Raw genomic sequence first — 19,006 nt, 5'->3', positions numbered from 1 at the left:
GACCGTGAAACGACTCCACGCCGATGATAGTGCGGATACCCGTGTGAAAGTAGGTAATCGCCAGGCTCTCCCTTGAAACCCCCCAGTACGAAAGTACTGGGGGGTTTTGCTTTTGCGGCTTCGTTTACGCTGATCGGTACACTTGTGCCCGATTCGTGATCACAGGCAAGAAATAGTGCCGGATACGCCGGGTATCGTTCGCATCGCGGATGGCTCGACCGCGTGTAGTTCAAATCCTTTCCGCCGCCAGCAGCGTGGCGGACCCCCCCTTGCCTGGCGCTGCGTCAGTTGGTCATGTCCGGAATGTCTCCGCCGTCTCTTCGGCGGCCTTGCGCAGATCGGGGACGAAGGCCAGCAGGTCGTCGAGCGTAAGCCGCCCGACCGGCGCCTGCACCGCGATCGCGGCGCAGGCACGATTGCGATCCAGCATGACCGGCACCGCAATCGCGATCAACCCCTGCAGATGCTCCTGGTCGTTGATGGCCAGCATGCGCTTGCGTGTCGTCGCAAGTTCCTTACGCAACGCTTCGCGATCGATGATGGTCCGCTCCGAATACGCGTGTAGCGGCAATGTATCGACCATGCGGTCGCGTCTTTCCTTCGGCAGGAAGCTGAGCAGGACTTTGCCGCTTGCCGAGCAATGTAGCGGCACATGCGAGCCCGGCTGCAAGTGCATGCGCAACGGCCATTCAGTTTCGACCCGGTCGATGTACACCACGTCGTTCCCGGAGAGCATCGTCAGATTGCACGTCTCGCCGATCTTAGTCACCAGTTGTTCGAGCAGCGCGTGACGCGCCGCGGCCGGACCTGCGTGCATCAGGACGTTCACCGCCAGGGCGCGCACCCGCGGTGAGCACTCATAGAGCCGGTCGCCCGCACCCCGCGTGACCAGCCATGCGTCCATCAGTTGCACCAGTATGCGGTGCACCGTCTGTTTAGGTAAGCCGAGCGCCTCGACGAGTTCCGTCATGGCAAGCGGACGCCCGGCCTGCGCCAGCGTCTCTAGCACGCGAAAGGCGCGGACCGCCGCAGCAGTCGATTGGTTGGATCTTGTCATGCTGGCTCCTGACAGCAGTACTTCCGCTTCCCCACATGCATCGACTTTATCGTTTTTCGGGACAGATTGGAGTCCCGAAATCTGCATTTTTCCACTCTGAAGCGTACGCAGCGAAGGATAGCGCGAAAAACGGGACATCCTGGCGCGATGGTTTGATTAGATTGGGTCGAAAGCAGTCGTGGACGCCATGGCTCTGGCTGCAAAAATTGACATCACGAAAAAGGAGGAAACAGGAAAAAGGAATCTGAAAAAAGACAAGAACGGCGTTGCAAGACTGGTGGTTTCAATTCCAGTGGTTCTTTGGAATGCGTGAAAGTCGGCATAGATTCGACCATTCATATAATTAATTAAAATGGTGAGAGAGACATGAAAAAAATATTCAAAGTCAGGCACATGATATTGGGGCTGATGTGTCTGATGTATTTCATCGCCTATATTGACCGTGTCAATATATCAATTATCGCCCCATTCCTCAAAGATGAGATGGCGCTTACGCCGACTCAACTGGGGCTCGTCTTTTCAGCCTTTGCCTATCCCTACGCCGCCATGCAGATACTGGGCGGCTGGTTCGCCGACAAGTATGGACCGAGGCTGGTGCTGACCATACTCACCAGCATTTGGGCGATTGCGACGATCCTTTGCGGCTTTTCCTGGGGCCTCGGATCGCTGATCATGTTCCGGATCCTGCTTGGCATCGGTGAAGGTGGCGCATTCCCGGCAGCAACGCGCTCCTTCACATACTGGATGCCGGCCACGGAACGCGGCTTCGCCCAGGGTATCACGCATAGCTTCGCGCGCCTGGGTGGCGCCGTTACTCCGCCGATTGTGCTGGTCATTGTCGCCGCCTACGGCTGGCGCGAATCGTTCGTGATTCTCGGTGTGGTCAGCCTGATCTGGACCTGTCTCTATGTCTGGCTGTTCCGCAATACGCCGCTGGAGCACAAATGGGTCCAACCCGCAGAGTTGAAGGAGATCGGCGTCAATTCACGCGAGTTGAAGAAGGCAGCAGCAGGAAAAACGCCATGGAAGCAGATGTTCAGGCGCATGTGGCTGGTGACGTTCGTGGACTTTTGCTACGGATGGTCGCTCTGGGTGTTCCTGACGTGGCTGCCCTCCTACCTGAAGGATGCGCGTGGATTTGACGTAAAGCAGCTGGCATTGTTCACGGCGCTGCCACTGCTTGCCGGCGTGGTTGGCGACACCCTCGGTGGCGTCATCTCAGACATCATCTACAAGAAGACCGGAAACCTCAAGCTGGCCCGGCGTGCATTGCTGTTCGTCGGGCTGGCCGGTTCCCTGGTATTTATCGTACCGGCGATCTATACCCAGAGCCCGCTGACGGCGGTGATGCTGCTCGCAGCATCTTTCTTCTTCCTTGAACTGACCAATGCCGTCTTGTGGAGCCTGCCGCTCGATATTGCCGGAAAGTTTGCGGGAACCGCTGGCGGAATGATGAACACAGGCTTCGGCGTGGCAGGAATGATCTCGCCCGCTTTGTTCGGTTTCCTGATCCAGAAAACGGGAAGCTATGAACTGCCATTCCTGATTTCGGCCGGATTCTTGGGGCTCGCGGCAATCTGTTCGTTACGGATCGATCCGACAAACAAGATCGAGGATGAGCAGGAAGACGCGCTGTCGCTGGGTGGGTCCGGACTAGGGACTGCGCATTGAAATTTGCCTTTCCCTTGGCAGGGGAAGGCCCCGGTTTTGGCAGTGACAGCACCACGAATGACAAATGAACGGAGAGACAGAATGTCAATGGAAACGTGCGCGAACACCCATGCGTCGGCAGAGGGCGAAGTGATTTCCAAACTGATCAGGAAGGCAAGGGCGGCGCAGCGCAGCTACGAGCGCTATTCGCAGGCACAAGTGGACGAGGTGGTCACCGCGGCGGGATGGGCGATCGTGCATCCCGAGCATAATCGTATCCTGGCCGAGATGGCGGTGCGCGACACCGGGCTCGGCAACGTCCCCGACAAGATCCAGAAGAACTACCGAAAGACGTTGGGGCTGCTACGCGACCTGAAACATGCGAAGACAGTCGGCATCATCGCCGAGTATCCGGAGCGCGGACTGGTGGAGATTGCCCGTCCCGTCGGCGTGGTAGCCGCGATTACCCCTTCCACCAATCCGGCGGCGACACCCGCCAACAAGATCATCAATGCGCTGAAGGGGCGCAATGCGGTCATCGTCGCGCCCTCTCCAAAGGGACTTTCCACTTGCGCCGCCCTGGTGGCTTACATTCACGCGGAGCTGGATAAGCTCGGCGTGCCGCTGGACCTGGTCCAGTATCTGCCCGGACCGATTACCAAGCAGGCAACCCAGGAGCTGATGCGCCAGGCGGACCTGGTGGTCGCGACAGGCTCGCAGAACAATATCCGGTCCGCTTATGCGAGCGGATCGCCAGCATTCGGAGTCGGTGCGGGCAACGTTGCCTCGATCATCGATACCTCTGCAAGTCTTGGTGAAGCGGCGCAAATGATTGCCAGTTCGAAGACGTTCGACAATGCGACGAGCTGCTCGTCCGAAAACAGCGTGGTCATCCTCGACACGGTCTATGACGCGGCGCTGGCGGCGCTGACCGATGCCGGCGGCACGCTGCTGAACACGGAAGAGAAGTGCCGGTTGCAGGAGACGATGTGGCCGAGGGGAAAGCTGGATTCCGCCGTGACCGCGCAGTCCGCGCCCAGGATCGCGGCGCTGGCTGGCCTGGAGCGGCCGGGCGTGACGCAAGCGAAATTCCTGATGGTGGAGGAAGTTGGTGCCGGTCCGGAGTATCCATATTCGGGTGAAAAGCTCTCTCCCGTGCTGACCGTCTATCGCGCTCGCGACTTTGATCACGCTTGCGCGATAGTCAACGATATCTATGGCTATCTGGGGGCGGGCCATTCGGTGGGAATTCATACAGCGGATGATGACCATATCCTGCACCTGGGAAATGCGCTTCCAGTCTGCCGGGTCATCGTCAATCAGGCGCATTGCTTTGCGACCGGCGGCAGTTTCGAGAACGGTTTGCCATTCTCGCTTTCCATGGGATGCGGCACATGGGGTGGCAATAATTTCTCGGAGAATATGAACTACAGGAACTTCCTCAACATCACGCATATCGTGCGAAAGCTCAAGGAACAGGTTCCCTCCGAGGAAGAATTATTTGGTGAGTACCTGCGCAAGCACGGCTAATCGATCCGTTGCGAATCAGTCGTAAAGCCATATAAGTCTTTTACTGCTTGAACGTGAGGAATATAGACATGCTGCGCACCATTCGAGAATATGTCGACTTTCAGGCCGCCGAACGACCGGAAGCGATTTACCTGATTGCACCGGAACCTGACCTGAGCATGACGTTCGCCGGCTTGCGGAGTGCCTCTCGCGAGCTGGCACGCTTTCTTCTCGGCCAGGGTATTCGGAAGGGCGACACGGTGGCGATGCTGATGCACAACGGCTACCAGACCTGCCGCCTGTTCATTGGCGTCATGTATGGCGGRTTTTGCGCGACGCCGCTGAATCTGCTCGCGCACCCGTCGCAGCTCGAGTACGTGCTGAATCACAGCGACGCCAGGATCGTATTCGTCGCGCCCGACCAGCTGGAGCGTCTGAATGCTGCGCTGGCCAATGTGACGCGGGATATCCAGGTCGTGCTGTGCGATGTCGATGCGCGGGAATGCATCCCGGTGCCGGACGAGGAGGTGGAGCTGCCACCCGTGGGCGAAGAGGATGACGCACTGATGATGTACACGTCCGGCACGACCGGCAAGCCAAAGGGGGTCGTGCTGGCAAACCGGTCCATCGTGTCGGGTGGACAGTTCGTATCGGCAGCCCACGAACTCGCGGCCCAAGACAGGGTGCTGGCGGTTTTGCCCCTCTACCACATCAATGCCCAGATTGTGACCGCGACATCGCCGCTAATTCATGGCGGGAGCCTGGTTCTGCCGCATCGATTTCGGGTCTCCGGCTTCTGGGAGCTGGTGGCGCGGCATCGATGCACCTGGATCAATGTAGTGCCGACCATGATTTCCTACCTGTTGAATGGTGCGGGTCCGGCGCGGGATGGGCTGGATCTCAGCCGGGTCCGCTTCTGCCGTTCTGCTTCCGCTCCGCTGCCGCCCAGCCAGCATCGTGCCTTTGAAGACGCATTCAGGATCGGCGTGATCGAGACGATGGGGCTCACGGAAACCGCCGCGCCATGCTTTACCAATCCGCTAGAGCCTTCACAGCGCAAGATCGGCAGTCCTGGGCGGGCCTTTGGCAATGAGGTCACGATTGTCAATGCGGAGGGAAATGTGGTCGCTTCGGGTGAAGCGGGCGAGATCCTGGTGCGTGGCCCGAACGTCATGAAGGGCTATTACAAGAGTCCGGAAGAAACCGCCACGACGCTGACGGCGGATGGCTGGCTTCATACGGGAGATCTTGGATACCTGGACGCGGATGGATTTGTCTTCGTCACCGGCCGGATCAAGGAGCTCATCATCAAGGGGGGTGAGAACATTGCGCCTCGCGAGATAGACGAGGCATTGCTCAAGCATCCGGCTGTGCTGGAGGCCGCGGTGGTGGGCGTTCCGGACGAGCACTACGGCCAGGAGTTGATGGCGTGCATCGTGTTCAAACCTGGAGAGCGATGCACGGAGGACGAACTGAGATCGTTTTGCCGGAACGAACTGGGCGCTTACAAGACACCCAGGTCATTCCGCTTTGTCGACGAACTGCCCAAGGGACCGTCCGGCAAGGTGCAGCGGCTGAAACTCCTCGGCATGGAGGAGATCCCCGCGTAGCGCGCGTCCAGCCTCGGCCGTGCCGGACCGCGTGCAGTGCCCGGTTGGTGAGCTGGCGGGTTGGCGGATAGCGGCGGGCGGCGAAAGCCGCTCGCATGCGCCTGCCGTCCAATGGAGGCTCAGAAGGGCTTCGTGGGCAGATACTTCCCGTCGAGAGTGATCACGGCGCGGTGACCGCCGTCCGGGTCCTCGACCTTCTGGATGTCCAGCCTGAAGTTGATGGCGCTGATGATGCCGTCGCCGAACTTCTCGTGCACCAGGGCCTTGAGCGTCGAACCATAGATCTGCACGATTTCATAGAACCGGTAGATGGTCGGGTCGGTCGGCACGCCGCCCGGAATGCTGCCGCGCAGCGGGATGGTCTGCAGCAGGCGCGCGGCATCCTCACCCAGTTCGAGCTTGTCGGCAACCGAATTGGCGACGTGTTCAGGCAGCGGATGCTGGCCCAGGAGGGCGGCCGTCACATAGGCGAGGGTCAGGCCGGAGCCTTCGTTGAGATCTTCGAATGTAAGGTCCTTGCGCGTCTTGGCGTCGATGATGGCATCGGTCAGGGCCTGGCGGTTGGTCTGGCTGTATTGCGACTGGGGCATGAAAGACTCCTTGGGGGGAATATACGCTCAGGCAGCAATGCCGAGCCTGGTTGGGGTTGCGCAGACATGCGGATGGTCCGCAAGGGCGACGAAGTGGTTCGTGGTGCCGTCCAGGGCGGCGATCGAGCCGGTTTCGATGTCGTACACCCAGCCGTGAAGCTGCAGGCGCCCTTGCTCGAGCGCGAGGGCAACGGACGGATGGGTCTTGATGTTGGCGAGTTGCGCGATGACGTTCTCGCGCACCATCGAGTCGACACGCGCGCGCGGCGATGCGTGCTCGCGCGCCTCGTTGACGGACTTGGCGGCATCGCAGTGACGCAGCCAGCCGGCGACGGCCGGCATGTGATCCAGGCATTGGCAGGTGGCAATCGCGGTCATGGCGCCGCAATCCGAGTGGCCGCAGATCACCACGTCCGTGACGCCAAGCCCCGCGACCGCGTACTCGACGCTGGCGGAAACGCCGCCGGGCTGCGTGCCGTATGACGGCACCACGTTGCCGGCGTTGCGGATCACGAACAGGTCGCCAGGCTCGCGTTGGGTCAGCAGTTCGGGTACGACCCGGCTGTCGGAGCAGGCGATGAACAACGTGCGCGGATTCTGGCTCGTGGCCAGGCGCTTGAAGAGTTCGGAGCGTTTCGGGAACTCTTCGCGCTGGAACTTCAGGAATCCGTCAATGAGGTCTTGCATCGCTTTGCTCCATCGTTGTGGGTGGTGAACCGATGGGAGAATCATGGACGAATTTTTCTATAGGGTCCAAGACCGGTTTATTATGCTTTCCATAGAAAACACCAATAGTTAAATCCCATGCTGCTGCGTCATATCCGTTACTTCCTTGCCGTGGCCGACAGCGGCAACTTCACGCGAGCCGCCGAACTGCTGCACGTTTCCCAGCCGACGTTGTCGCAGCAGATCAGGCAGCTTGAGGAAACCCTGGGCGTGCAACTCTTCGACCGGTCCGGACGCAGCATCAGGACCACGGATGCCGGCCAGGCGTACCTGCTCTATGCGCGCCGAGCGCTGCAGGACCTGGAAGCTGGGTCGCGGGCTATCCACGATGTGCGCGACCTGACGCGCGGCACCTTGCGCCTGGCGATGACGCCCACCTTCGCGCCCTATCTGGTCGGCCCGCTGGTCATGGGATTCAACGAGAAGTATCCCGGCGTCACGCTGCGCTTGCTGGAAATACCACAGGAGCAGATCGAGCAACTGCTGGCCGCCGACAACCTGGATGTCGGGATCGCCTTCGAGGACGTGCATCTGCCGGACATCGAAGCGCAGACCTTGATGCAGGAGCGGCTCGCACTGGTGGTGGGCACGACGCACCGCTTTGCCAGACGGCGAGCGGCGCTGACACTGAAGGAACTGGAGGGTGAGCCGATGGCGTTGCTCACCATGGAGTTTGCAACGCGCCGCTATATCGATCGCTACTTTGGCGGGCAGGGTGTTCCCCCGCGAATCGCATTTGAGGCGAACTCTGTCAACGCCGTGATCGAGGCAGTGCGCCGAGGCCGGTTGATGACGGTGTTGCCCGCTGCCATCGTTGAAGACAACAGCGAGCTTTGCAGGCTCAAGGTGGAGCCGCCGCTGCCGCCCCGGGGAGCCGCATTGCTCCAGCGCAAGGGCGCATACCGGACCGCGGCCGCGCGGGCCTTTTCCGACTTTGCACAAGTCGCATGCGGCGCCGGCGGGCGCAACCTGCGTTGATCTGTCCGAGCTATCTCTCCAACGAAATTCAGATTCAGGACACTGGCGAGCCCGGCCTTCGAGACATCGGATGAAGGCTGGGCACTCCCTGCCCATGGCCATCGCCTTTCGTGGCTGTCCGCCATCAGGCATTGTTCATTCCGGTTCCGGCACAGCTGATCGCAAGGGCTCGGCGTTCGTCAAAATAGCACGCAAGACGCTGCGTCTGCTCCGCAGTAAATAGCGGTCTTCTGCTCCTGTTTTTCCTTGCTGCGCTGCGGCAACATCTCTCTAAGCCAATGCCGTCGGTTGACCCGGCGACTCCCGGACCCACCGGGACAAAGACATTGCGCGACATTCGAAGAATCCGTTCCATGCGCGGTTCGCGCGGCCACGCGCTCGCGCCCATTCCTGTGGCCGCCGCGCGTGTCCTTAGCGCGCATCGTCGGCGCCAGAGAAACTGTCTCACTCATGACGTATCAGCTATTTTCACTGGACGGGTGTCCGGCCTGTGCCGCGCTTGAGCTATTCGTGCGGGACGCCGGTCTCGCCTATGACCGCATCGTGCTGGCGTCACCACGCCATGCCGCCGACGTGCTGGTTCTGCTTTCCGGATCCGATCCGCGTTGCCCGGCCTTGAGCCTTGGCGAGAAGACAGCAACTGGCCTCGCGGCTTGCCTGGAGCTTCTCGGTCAGCGCCACGCCGAAGGCGGATCGCTTGCAAATCTGGCATTTCATGGAACTGGCAATGCACTGGTTGACGGCGTGCTTAGCGGCCGTGTGCTGATGGCCAGAAACGAGCGGGCGTTCTCGCTTGCGCTTGGCGCGTTGCATGACGCTATCCGGGATTGGACCTCCGCCATGCCGGACGCACTGCGCCGCGCCGGCCTGTTCGTGCCGTATCTGGACCTGAGGATCGCGAATGGACTGTCTGGCGGGAAGGTCAGGCTTGCAGGTGTGTTCGGCGCTGACGAAAGCGTGCTGGAGGCAATGGTCTATCGCTTGCCGGCCGGATTTGAAGTCGCTTACCTGGACCGGATAAGGCGAGGGCGGAGCTGGGTCTATTGGGAGGGAGGCGACAGCATGCTCGGGGACCGGGCGGCGCGCTTGCACAATTCCCGTAACTGGTCCGCCGCCCTGAGCAAAGCGGCGGCCGGCAGTCTGTTTATCTAGAGGGTCATTTGTCCGTTGGGACGCGCGCGGCGCGTGGCCGGATCGCGGGAGAAGCGATCCGGCCACGGACCCGCTAGTCGCGCAGGCGCGCCCGTTCCGGCGACATATCCATCGGCATCATGTTGACGTTGGCGTTGTGCATGACCCACAACGATCCCGCGACGATGATGGCGATAAGCGCCCCGGTGCAGATGAAGATCGCCGTGTTCTGGCGCTGGTCGGCAGACGTGCCGATGTGCAGGAAGAAAACCAGCTGCACCACCAGCTGGGCGATGCAGAGCACCACGATGGCGGCGAGGCCCATGCCTTTGGGCACGAGCCCTTCCATCACCGCGCCGAACGACGCCAGGGTGAGCACCAGCGACAGCGCAAAGCCGATCACATAGCCTTTCATGCTGCCGTGCGCCGCGTGAGCCGCGGATCCGGTGGGGAGGTGGGCGGTCTTCATACAAACTCTCGCAGGTAGACAAAGGTAAACACGCAGATCCAGATCAGGTCCAGGAAGTGCCAGAACAGGCTGAGGCAGGCCAGCCGGCGCCGGGTCACGCCATCCAGACCGAAGCATTTGACCTGGTGCATCATGACCAGGATCCACAGCAGGCCGCAGGTCACATGCAGGCCGTGGGTACCCACCAGGGAAAAGTAGGAAGACAGGAACGCGCTGACGCCCGGCCCCGCGCCGGCATGAAGCAGCTCGGCGAACTCGTACAGCTCCATGGCGATGAAGGCCGCGCCGAGCAGGAACGTGACGCCCAGCCACTGGATGACCTGACGCTCCCGCCCGGCCTGCATGTTCAGCATGGCCACGCCGAAGGTGAAGCTGCTGACCAGCAGCAGCATCGTTTCCCCGAGCACGAACGGCAGCTCGAACAGGTCCCTGCCGCTCGGGCCGCCGGCCGTGTTGCCGGCGAGTACCCCGAAGGTAGCGAACAGCACTGCGAAGATCAGGCAGTCGCTCATCAGGTAGATCCAGAACCCTAGCGTGGTCTTCGTTCCGTCGTCGTGCCCGACATGTTCGTGCGCGTTGTGAATGACTGTGTAGCTCATGGGTCAAGCCGCCTTGCGTAGCTGCGCATAGCGCGAGTTTTCGATGCGTTCGACTTCGGCCGCGGGGACGTAGTAGTCCACGTCGCGGTCGTAGGTCCGTGCGATGAAGGTGCCGATGATGCCCAGCAGGCCAAGGCCCGCGAGCGCCCACATATGCCATACAAGGGCGAAGCAGAGCACCAGGCCGAACGCCGAGACGATCACGCCCGCGCTGGTATTCCTGGGCATATGGATGTCTTCATAGTGGCCTGGCCGGACATAGGCACGGCCCGCTTCCTTGTCGTCCCAGTGCTGCTCCAGCGAGGTGATGTGCGGCACATGGGCAAAGTTGTAGAAGGGCGCGGGCGAGGCGGTGGCCCACTCCWGGCTGCGGCCATCCCAGGGATCGCCGGTGAGATCGCGGTTGTTCTTGCGGTCGCGCACGCTGACGGCCAGTTGGACAAGCAGGGCGACGATGCCGGCGCCGATGATGACGGCACCGCATAGCGCGACGATCAGGTAAGGCTGCCAGTCCGCGTGCGTGTAGTGATTCATGCGGCGGGTCATGCCCTTGAAGCCGAGCACGTAGAGCGGCATGAAGGCCAGGTAGAAACCAACCAGCCAGYACCAGAACGAGATCTTGCCCCAGCGCTCGTTCAGGGTGAAGCCGAACACCTTGGGGAACCAGAAGCTCATCGCGGCCAGGCAGCCGAAGATCACGCCGCCGATAATCACGTTGTGGAAGTGAGCGACCAGGAACAGGCTGTTATGCAGCACGAAATCGGCGCCGGGCACAGCCAGCAGCACACCCGTCATGCCGCCGACGGCAAAGGTGACCATGAAGCCGATTGTCCACAGCGTCGATGAGTGGTAGCGGATGCGGCCGCGGTACATCGTGAACAGCCAGTTGAACAGCTTCACCCCGGTCGGGATCGAGATGATGGACGTCATGATCCCGAAGAAGGCATTGACGTTGGCGCCTGAGCCCATTGTGAAGAAGTGATGCAGCCAGACGAAGAACGACAGGATGCCGATCGACGAGGTGGCGTACACCATCGACTTGTAGCCAAACAGCGGTTTGCCGGAGAAGGTCGAGATGATCTCGGAGAAGGCCCCGAAGCACGGCAGGATCAGGATGTAGACCTCGGGGTGTCCCCAGATCCAGATCAGGTTGACGTACATCATGGCGTTGCCGCCAAGCTCATTGGTGAAGAAATGCATGCCCAGGTACCGGTCGGCGGTGAGCAGGGCGAGCGTGGCGGTCAGGACGGGGAAAACGGCAACGATCAGGATGTTGGTGATCAGCGCGGTCCAGGTGAACACCGGCATCTTCATCAGGGTCAGGCCCGGCGCACGCATGCGCAGGATGGTGACGATGAAGTTGATGCCGGTGAGCGTTGTCCCCAATCCCGATATCTGCAATGACCATATGTAGTAGTCGACCCCCACCGTTGGGCTGTATCCCAGCCCGGATAACGGCGGATAGGCGACCCAGCCGGTGGCGGCAAAGTCGCCGACGAACATCGACAGCATGACCAGCACCGCGCCCACCGCCGAGAGCCAGAAGCTGAGCGAGTTGACGAACGGATAGGCCACGTCGCGGGCGCCGATCTGCAGCGGCACGATGACATTCATCAGGCCGAGGATGAACGGCGTCGCCACGAAGAAGATCATGATCACGCCATGCGCGGTGAAGATCTGGTCGTAGTGATGCGGAGGCAGGTAGCCGGCCGCATCGCCCACGGCGATCGCCTGCTGCACGCGCATCATGATGGCGTCGGCGAAGCCGCGCAGCAGCATGACCAGCGCCATGATGATGTACATCACGCCGATGCGCTTGTGGTCGACCGAGCAGATCCACTCGGTCCACAGGTACTTCCATTTGCCGAAATAGGTAACGGCGCCGATCAGCGCGGCACCGAGCAGGAGGACGGCGACCAGCGTACCCATGATGATGGGTTCATGGTACGGGATCGCATCGATGTTTAATTTTCCGAACATGGATCAGTGCTCCGTGGCCGCGGCGTGGTTGTGTTGCATGTGTTGCGTAGGTTGCGGATTCATTGGCTTCATGGGTTGGCGGCCAGCGGGGGGCTTTGGGCTGTGCAGACTTCTCCGCGCACATCGCCACGCGCATCGCCATGCATGTATTTGTTGACGATGCCCTGGAACAGGTCTGGCGCGACGCTCGCGTAGGTGGTCACCGGCGTTTTGGTGCTCGGGAGCTCCAGCGTGCGGTAGGCCTTCTCGTCCAGTACCAGCGGCGATTTCCTGGCTTGCTGGACCCAGGCGTCGAACTCTTCGCGCGAGGTGGCCACAGTGTCGAAATGCATGTCGGAGAATCCGGGGCCGCTGTAGGCCGCGGATAGCCCCGCGTAGATGCCGGGCGTGTCGGCGATCAGGTGGAGCTTGGTTTCCATGCCGGCCATGGCGTAGACCTGGCTGCCGAGCTGTGGGATGAACAGGGAGTTCATCATCGATTCCGCGGTGATCTTGAAATTGATCGGCGTATGGACCGGGATCGGCAAGCGGTTGACCGAGGCGATGCCGTAATCCGGGTAGATGAACAGCCATTTCCAGTTCAGGGCCACGGCCTCGACGCGCACGGGCTTGACCGTCGACTCCAGCGGCCGGTAAGGATCGAGCGAATGGGTGGTGCGCCAGATAAGAACCGCCAGGGCGGCCACGATCACGCACGGAATGGTCCAGATGACCACCTCGATGCTGGTGGAGTGGGCCCACTTGGGCGCATAGGTTGCTTTGGTATTGGACGCGCGATAGCGCCAGCCGAAATAGAGCGTCAGGAAAATGACGGGAATGACGACCAGCAGCATCAGGAACAGCGACACCAGGATCAGGGTCTTTTCCTGGTGCCCGATGTCGCCCTTCGGCGATAGCAGCTCTAGCTGGCAGCCGCTGAGCAGGAACATGGCTCCGGCACCCAGGAGCAGCCCCGCGCAGCGCAGCGAGCCCTTGCCTGTGTTGTTCAGCCTGTGCCTGTTGTTGGAATCGCGCCGGACAGCATGGCTTGCGCCGGCCAATAAGTTACGCATAAGACATACCTTGGTTATGCATCACATAACCGGCGCACGCGTCGAGACCGCCTGCCACAGCACGCTGGAAACCATTGCGAGAAAGGGAAATCCGCCCGGACGGCGGGAAACGCATACAAAGCGTTAAATGTATGGATTTGTGTGATGCTGCGGCGCATGATAATGTAAGACAAAGGCCATACATCAAGGAAAATGCGTCAAACGGAATCCATACAAGGCGAAGTGGCCGGACCTGACTGGTCGACCGCCTTCGTGCGCGGCGAGGGTGCGCGCTACCAGCAGATCGTTGGCTTCATAGAGCGCGCGGTGGGGGAAGGGCAGTTGAACCCGGGGGACCGCCTGCCGCCGCAACGCACCCTGGCCGGGCAGCTCGGGGTGGATCTCACCACGGTGACGCGGGCCTTCACCGAGGCCAAGCGGCGCAACCTGATCGAGGCGCGCGGGGCGCTGGGCACGTTCGTCGCCGCGCCGAAGGTCGAACTGGCGCAGATGGTCGACCTGAGCATGAACGTGCCGCCGCCCCCTGCCGGCGTGGACTTCCATGACATGTTGCAGCGCGGCTTGTCGCAGGTGTTGTTGCGGTCCGATGCGCACCTGCTGATGACCTACCAGCTCGGTGGCGGCAGCAAAGCGGACCGGGCCGCCGGTGCCATGTGGCTGAAGCCGATGCTGGAACCGGTCAGCCCGCAACAACTGATTGCCTGCCCCGGCGCCCAGGCCGCGCTGGCGGCGCTGATCCTCACGCTCACGCAGCCCGGCGAGGCGATCATCGCGGAGCCGCTGATCTATCCGGGTTTGCGCGCGGCGGCCGAACAGCTCGGGAGGCGCGTAGTGACCGTGGCCTCCGATGACGAAGGAATGCGGCCCGATGCGCTGGAGCAAGCATGCCGCGAGCATGGCGCGCGCGCGATCTACCTGAACCCGACCATCCAGAATCCGACCGCGCGGACCATGCCCGGGCATCGCCGCCGCGATCTCGCGCTGGCTGCGCAAACGTGCGGCGCCTGGATCATCGAAGACGATCCTTACTGGCTGCTCGGCAGCAATGCACCGCCGCCTGTGGCCCACTTTGCGCCGGGCCAGGTCTACTACGTCTCCACGCTATCGAAATGCCTGAGTCCGGGACTGCGGACCGCCTACATCCGCTTGCCCGATGCGCGCAGCCGGGCGGGCGTGCTGGCCGCGCTGCGCTCCTTTGCGCTGATGTCGACGCCATTGTCGACCGCGCTGGCCACACAGTGGATTCATGAAGGCTCCGCAGCCCAGCTGCTGGCCGGGATCCGCGCGGAAGCGTTCGCGCGGCGGGAGCTTGCACGGCAGTTGCTGTCGAGCGTGGACCAGGCGCCGCCCAGCGGCATACATGTCTGGCATCAGTTGCCGAGTTACTGGACGTCCCAGGCGCTGACGCAGGCCGCGCGGGCTGAGGATTTGCGGGTCACCGCCTCTGAAGCGTTTTATTCCGGGTCCATGCCGCCCAACGCGATCCGTATCTCGCTGGGCGGTGTCGAAGCGCGCTCTCACCTCGCGGCTGCATTGAAAAAACTGGCCGAGTTATTGGTGCGCAAGCCGCAGATGTCCGGGGAGATCGTGGTTTAATCAAAAAAGCCGCCCGCGGGCGGCTTTCTTACATACAAGAATTGCGCGGCATTACGGCTTGGGTATGTTCGGAAAGAGCCGATCGATCAAAACCTGCGCGTCCCCTACGGTAACGATGGCCAAGGCACTGGCCAGCTCTTCTTCCGGCCAGCGGAATTTCTCTACATAGATCGCTACTGCCGTCACAATCGCCGCCTTCACCATAGGCTCCAGCGGATGCCTGGCCGGATGATTGAAACAGCTTTGATTGGCGACCCAGCGCCCGCAGCCGTGATCCGCAATTTCCAGCGCGCGGCTAACGAAGCCTTCGTCTTTGATTCCTCGGTCCAATTTGATCTCCATGCCCCTGTTGGGGAGAAATAGGCTGCAAAGGCGAATTCACCAATTTAAAGGCGCGCTTCCCGTGCCTTTTGCCTCTGCCTGGCTGACTGCCAATTGTGGTGATAGCGATCAATAAGGCAGTCTGCCGTGATTAATAGCATGGAGGCCTATTCGATAGATATAGGACAAGTATGAATCTACGCGGAAACTGCTTAAAAAGCGCGGTGCAGCTAATAAGAATAAGCGCTTTTTGGCTGATCTCCTCCGATGGCATTTTGCTCAACGGAAAATTCCGTCGAAGCAGACGTTGGCTTGATCCGTCCGCAGCCGTTCTGTCACATGGCGGAACGTGTATGGGCGTCGGCTCACGAAGCGTCCTGCGCCCAGCGTTCCACCAAATCAGCGGGAATCGCCTGAAATACTTCATCGAAGCGCTTGCCTGTCAGCCGTTCGGCTTGCTTGAGTAGCAGCGCCACGGGGCTGCTCGGTTCATGGTGCTCGAACCATAGTCGCGCTGCGCGAATGCCGGAGAGGGCGGCACCTCGATCGACTGGGAAGTCGGCCGATCTGGGGGCGGTCGTGGTGACTTCCGCGATAGCGGCAGTACCGTTGCCATTCCACACGTCGGCTACGCTTTCCGGGTGCAATTCAGCGGACGGCATGGCGTTGGGCTCGGCCACGGCCGGGGCAATCGCGGGTTCGGCAGTGTTTGCCACCGTGCCCAGCAGTTTCAATAGCGGCTGCAGATCAGGCCGTTCGTCCGGGAGGTTGTCGCTGGCCCAGGCGTCAATGGCCGATGCGATTCCCGCGGCCTCCTCGAGCGCCACCAGGGTAGCGCTGTGCGCCACGCGCATATCCTTCAGCTGCTGGCGCACCGATTCCGATGGCAGGGCATCGGGCGTTCGTGGCACGGCGAGCGAACGCTCCACGTCCCGAATCTGTAGCCGCAGCGCGCCGTTGGCCATGATCGGCAGATCCCGCACGTCTTGCATTAACCCTGCCGGATCGGCGAGCGCAGCTAGCGCATTGGCGCGCAAGGCGAGATCGGCCTCACCCTCGACCACGCGTTGTGGATGGATTGCGTCAGGCCATTTCGTCAGCAGTTGCGCCAACAGTGCCAGGCCATCCCGCAGGCCTGCAGCGTGATCCATCCGGGCCCGGCAGCGCAGCAACAGCACCAGGATGCGAATATCACGCGTGCGCAGCAGCAGGCGCCGGCAGTCACGCTCCAGCTCCGTCCAGCTAACCGCCTCCGGCGCACTGACAAAGTCCCCGTATTGGGCGTCCGGTTTCGGCGCCGCCTTGGCCAGGAGCACAACGAACTCAGGGTCATACTCCAGATCGTCCCCGCAAGGTTTCTCTTTGGTGATGGCTTCCATCAGCTCCGGAAAGCGAGTGGACGTGTTGGCCGAAGGCGTGATCTTGGATTTGGCAGTCATCTCAGTGCAGTGGGTGGATGGTAGCGATTTGCGTGCCATAGCCGGATGTCGGAATGTCTCCGGCCGCTCTGGCGGCTCTGGCCAGGCTGGCGCACGACAGTGGTCTTGGGAAGCACTCCTAGTTGAGGCGCGGAAACCATTCCGACATCGGTGGCATACGCGGCGGCATCCGCTCGGCTTCGGCCTGGTTGCGCTTGCCTCTGGCTTCGCTGATGCGTCGCTCGTTATCGCGTGCCACCTGGTCCCGAACGATCTTGTCTCCCGCATTGCCGAAGTAGATGCGGCGGAACTTCGCGATGCCGTAGCCATTGGTCTGAAACTCTGGCATGCCGAATCCGATGAAGCCCGCCATCGAGTCATGCACGTGGGCATCGAGGAAGCTGGCGATCGCCTGCGGTACCGCGCCATCTTGCAGGACCTCCAGGAGTCGGGTCATGTCCCGTTCGGGCGCCTGCGCATCGTGTACCTCGGGGTACATGTTTTGGGAGAGCCATTCGCGCCATCTCGCGAGCACTGCGGGCGCCTGCCTGGCTATCGCGCCAGCCTCCGCCTGGAGCGAGTCATCGACCAACGGGCGCGATCGCGCAAACTTCAGCAATCTGGCACCAGGGGCCGGGCGAAACGGGCTATCGAGCACTTCGCCTTCCCGCTCGGCTTCCCAGTTGTTGACCCTCATTCTCCATTCAAGCTTGCGGCAGGACTCCGCAACTACCTGAATCAGTGCGCGCTGTGTGTGCAGAAGCCAGGTCGGCTCGTCCTTGAAGTCGTCGCCCTGGTCGTGATTGGGCTTGCCACACGCGCGCTGATACTGCGGCGAACCGCGGAACCCCGCCTCCAGCAACTGCCAGCGATGGCTGAAGTACCAGCGCATATGCTGCCGGGTCATGTCCTCCAGCGTGCCGGCCTTGATGTTGGCAGCCAGGTAGTAGGCCTTGACGGCGTCGACGGCAGATTGCGATGGTGTCAGCGCATCGAATACCTTCTTTTGACCCTTCTCAATCAGTTGCTGCTCTGTATAGAAGGGCACGCCTGCCACAAGCGCGGCGCGATACATCTCGAAGCCAGGCACACGAGCCAATTGCAGGTCGTGGTGTGGGCCCACTGCATTCCAGTCGGCCTTGCCCAGGCACAGCGGCATGTAGCCCCCACCGATGTCCGAGTGCGAGCCGGGAAACACAAACTCCTTGCAGTTCGGGGGATACTTTCCATTGATTCGGACCGAATCGGAGGGGAAACACGCGCGCACCTCGTGGCCAGCGACCAGGTGCAGGCATTGCTCCACGGCCGGATGAACCTGCATGTTGTCGTCGGCCCAGCTTTGGCGCCCTTCCGCAAAAGAGTAAAGTCCGGCAATACCTACTGATGCCACCGTGTCGAAAATCCCGAGGAACTGTACGTGCAGCGGAATGCCGGCGAAGCGCCAACCTCCGTCCACCTTCTCGCAGATTTCGTAGAGCCAGTTGACGAAGGCGCGGGCTTCCGCTGCCCCGCGCGAAAAGCCAAACACGCTGAGGTTGATCTGCAGGATTTGCGGCTTGCGTCCACGAATCGCAGCCTTGAGCCGGTCCTGCCAGGTCTGCTTCAATGCCCACCGCCGCTGCCAACCCGAAGAGCCAACGCCGCCCAGGCCGGAGGTCATCGCCTTGGCTTGGTCGTCGGGGATCAGGTCGTCGCCACGTTGATACCGATGAACGGCATTGAAGATGCGGGTCAGTCCCCAAATGATGCGCGGCTCGCCGCCCCAGGCAGCTGCGGAGCCAAACTTGCCACCGTCGTCGCCTATTTCCCTGAATGGGGTACCGACTCCGGGGATGTAGTAGGCATAGTAGGCATTGGTCCCAACTTTCTTGCGGTCGGGATAGGCGTGATACAGACGCACCACGTTGCTGTGTTTCTGGTGGCGCGGGTCTTGTTCGTGCTTCTTGTAGTCTTCATCCTCGTTGTTGCCGGTGCCATCGAAGAACAGCCCGACGAACAAGCTGCCAGAGCAGGAGGGCGTCCTAGGATCTCCGGTGGCTCTGCACATGGCATGGCTTCGCTGCAGTTGCTCCCGGTCGGACAATGCCCGCCCACGTGTCAGGTCTGGATTCAGGGCAAAATCGATCTCTGTCATTTCTTGTGTTGATCCTCGTAGTAGTTTCGTGCCCAGTCCTCATTGAGGGTCCATGGGGCCCAGTCTTTCTGCGGCAAGGGGTTGGCAGGATGGCCAAGGCTGTACCTGGACACGACGATCTTGACGCGATGTTCTGGGTAGAAATGCACCTGGACCGCGCCCCGGTTTTGCGCCGTATACTTAGGT

General features: G+C 61.3%; 18 protein-coding genes. 7 read left to right on the top strand and 11 right to left on the bottom strand.

Annotated features, from left to right (window positions below; translation table 11 throughout):
- Window positions 1-292: 292 nt before the first annotated feature.
- Window positions 293-1,057 carry an IclR family transcriptional regulator gene (locus AC1DN0_RS35215; RefSeq protein WP_477146381.1) on the bottom strand — a complete coding sequence of 255 codons (765 nt, stop codon included), beginning with the start codon at window positions 1,055-1,057 and terminating at the stop codon, window positions 293-295.
- Window positions 1,058-1,235: 178 nt separating this feature from the next.
- On the opposite strand from AC1DN0_RS35215, the gene AC1DN0_RS35210 reads away from it, so the two are divergent.
- The 4 genes from AC1DN0_RS35210 (at window position 1,236) to AC1DN0_RS35195 (ending at window position 5,826) form a co-directional block, all read left to right on the top strand.
- Window positions 1,236-1,370, top strand: coding sequence for a hypothetical protein (locus tag AC1DN0_RS35210; protein ID WP_441631848.1), 135 nt, complete (start codon window positions 1,236-1,238; stop codon window positions 1,368-1,370).
- A gap of 53 nt (window positions 1,371-1,423) precedes the next feature.
- The gene (locus AC1DN0_RS35205; RefSeq protein WP_441631846.1) at window positions 1,424-2,728 is read left to right on the top strand and encodes an MFS transporter; all 1,305 of its coding nucleotides are present in this window, start codon (window positions 1,424-1,426) and stop codon (window positions 2,726-2,728) included.
- An 81-nt stretch (window positions 2,729-2,809) separates the two neighbouring features.
- On the top strand, window positions 2,810-4,237 hold the full coding sequence (gene sauS, locus AC1DN0_RS35200) for an acylating sulfoacetaldehyde dehydrogenase (RefSeq protein ID WP_441631844.1): 1,428 nt from the start codon (window positions 2,810-2,812) through the stop codon (window positions 4,235-4,237).
- A gap of 68 nt (window positions 4,238-4,305) precedes the next feature.
- The gene (locus AC1DN0_RS35195) at window positions 4,306-5,826 is read left to right on the top strand and encodes an AMP-binding protein (protein ID WP_441631843.1); all 1,521 of its coding nucleotides are present in this window, start codon (window positions 4,306-4,308) and stop codon (window positions 5,824-5,826) included.
- Between the two features lie 119 nt (window positions 5,827-5,945).
- Here the strand turns inward: AC1DN0_RS35195 and cynS are convergent, their stop codons facing one another.
- A complete protein-coding gene (gene cynS, locus AC1DN0_RS35190) occupies window positions 5,946-6,416 on the bottom strand; it encodes a cyanase (protein WP_276285879.1) in 471 nt (156 codons plus the stop codon).
- 27 nt (window positions 6,417-6,443) lie between these two features.
- Window positions 6,444-7,103, bottom strand: a complete 660-nt coding sequence (locus AC1DN0_RS35185; protein WP_441631841.1) for a carbonic anhydrase — start codon at window positions 7,101-7,103, stop codon at window positions 6,444-6,446.
- A gap of 117 nt (window positions 7,104-7,220) precedes the next feature.
- Here AC1DN0_RS35185 and cynR point away from each other — a divergent pair, with 117 nt between their 5' ends.
- Window positions 7,221-8,120, top strand: a complete 900-nt coding sequence (cynR, locus tag AC1DN0_RS35180; RefSeq protein WP_441631839.1) for a transcriptional regulator CynR — start codon at window positions 7,221-7,223, stop codon at window positions 8,118-8,120.
- 450 nt (window positions 8,121-8,570) lie between these two features.
- Window positions 8,571-9,272 (top strand): hypothetical protein, encoded by a 702-nt coding sequence (locus tag AC1DN0_RS35175; protein ID WP_441631837.1) that lies wholly within the window; start codon window positions 8,571-8,573, stop codon window positions 9,270-9,272.
- Window positions 9,273-9,345: 73 nt separating this feature from the next.
- On the opposite strand, the gene cyoD is transcribed toward AC1DN0_RS35175, so the two are convergent.
- The 4 genes from cyoD to cyoA form a co-directional block, all read right to left on the bottom strand.
- Entirely contained in the window at window positions 9,346-9,720 is a 375-nt protein-coding gene (gene cyoD / locus AC1DN0_RS35170; RefSeq protein ID WP_045242733.1) for a cytochrome o ubiquinol oxidase subunit IV, read from the bottom strand.
- The gene (gene cyoC / locus AC1DN0_RS35165; protein ID WP_045242734.1) at window positions 9,717-10,319 is read right to left on the bottom strand and encodes a cytochrome o ubiquinol oxidase subunit III; all 603 of its coding nucleotides are present in this window, start codon (window positions 10,317-10,319) and stop codon (window positions 9,717-9,719) included. The genes cyoD and cyoC overlap by 4 nt, the downstream gene beginning before the upstream one ends.
- A 3-nt stretch (window positions 10,320-10,322) precedes the next feature.
- Entirely contained in the window at window positions 10,323-12,299 is a 1,977-nt protein-coding gene (gene cyoB / locus AC1DN0_RS35160; RefSeq protein WP_477146380.1) for a cytochrome o ubiquinol oxidase subunit I, read from the bottom strand.
- Between the two features lie 68 nt (window positions 12,300-12,367).
- Window positions 12,368-13,228 (bottom strand): ubiquinol oxidase subunit II, encoded by an 861-nt coding sequence (gene cyoA / locus AC1DN0_RS35155; RefSeq protein WP_441631852.1) that lies wholly within the window; start codon window positions 13,226-13,228, stop codon window positions 12,368-12,370.
- Between the two features lie 315 nt (window positions 13,229-13,543).
- On the opposite strand from cyoA, the gene AC1DN0_RS35150 reads away from it, so the two are divergent.
- A complete protein-coding gene (locus AC1DN0_RS35150) occupies window positions 13,544-14,947 on the top strand; it encodes an aminotransferase-like domain-containing protein (RefSeq protein ID WP_441631832.1) in 1,404 nt (467 codons plus the stop codon).
- 51 nt (window positions 14,948-14,998) lie between these two features.
- Here AC1DN0_RS35150 and AC1DN0_RS35145 read toward each other — a convergent pair whose 3' ends face one another.
- The 4 genes from AC1DN0_RS35145 to AC1DN0_RS35130 all read right to left on the bottom strand — a co-directional run.
- Window positions 14,999-15,289 carry a hypothetical protein gene (locus AC1DN0_RS35145; RefSeq protein ID WP_441631830.1) on the bottom strand — a complete coding sequence of 97 codons (291 nt, stop codon included), beginning with the start codon at window positions 15,287-15,289 and terminating at the stop codon, window positions 14,999-15,001.
- Between the two features lie 344 nt (window positions 15,290-15,633).
- Window positions 15,634-16,707 (bottom strand): type VI secretion system protein TssA, encoded by a 1,074-nt coding sequence (locus tag AC1DN0_RS35140; protein ID WP_441631828.1) that lies wholly within the window; start codon window positions 16,705-16,707, stop codon window positions 15,634-15,636.
- A gap of 118 nt (window positions 16,708-16,825) precedes the next feature.
- Window positions 16,826-18,820, bottom strand: a complete 1,995-nt coding sequence (locus AC1DN0_RS35135) for a T6SS phospholipase effector Tle1-like catalytic domain-containing protein (RefSeq protein WP_441631826.1) — start codon at window positions 18,818-18,820, stop codon at window positions 16,826-16,828.
- Window positions 18,817-19,006 (bottom strand): hypothetical protein (locus AC1DN0_RS35130; RefSeq protein WP_477146379.1); only part of this gene is annotated, 190 nt, incomplete at its 5' end. The genes AC1DN0_RS35135 and AC1DN0_RS35130, both read right to left, overlap by 4 nt.

Source organism: Cupriavidus sp. 05N39 (assembly GCF_056397325.1).
This window is presented reverse-complemented; position numbering and strand designations above follow the sequence as displayed.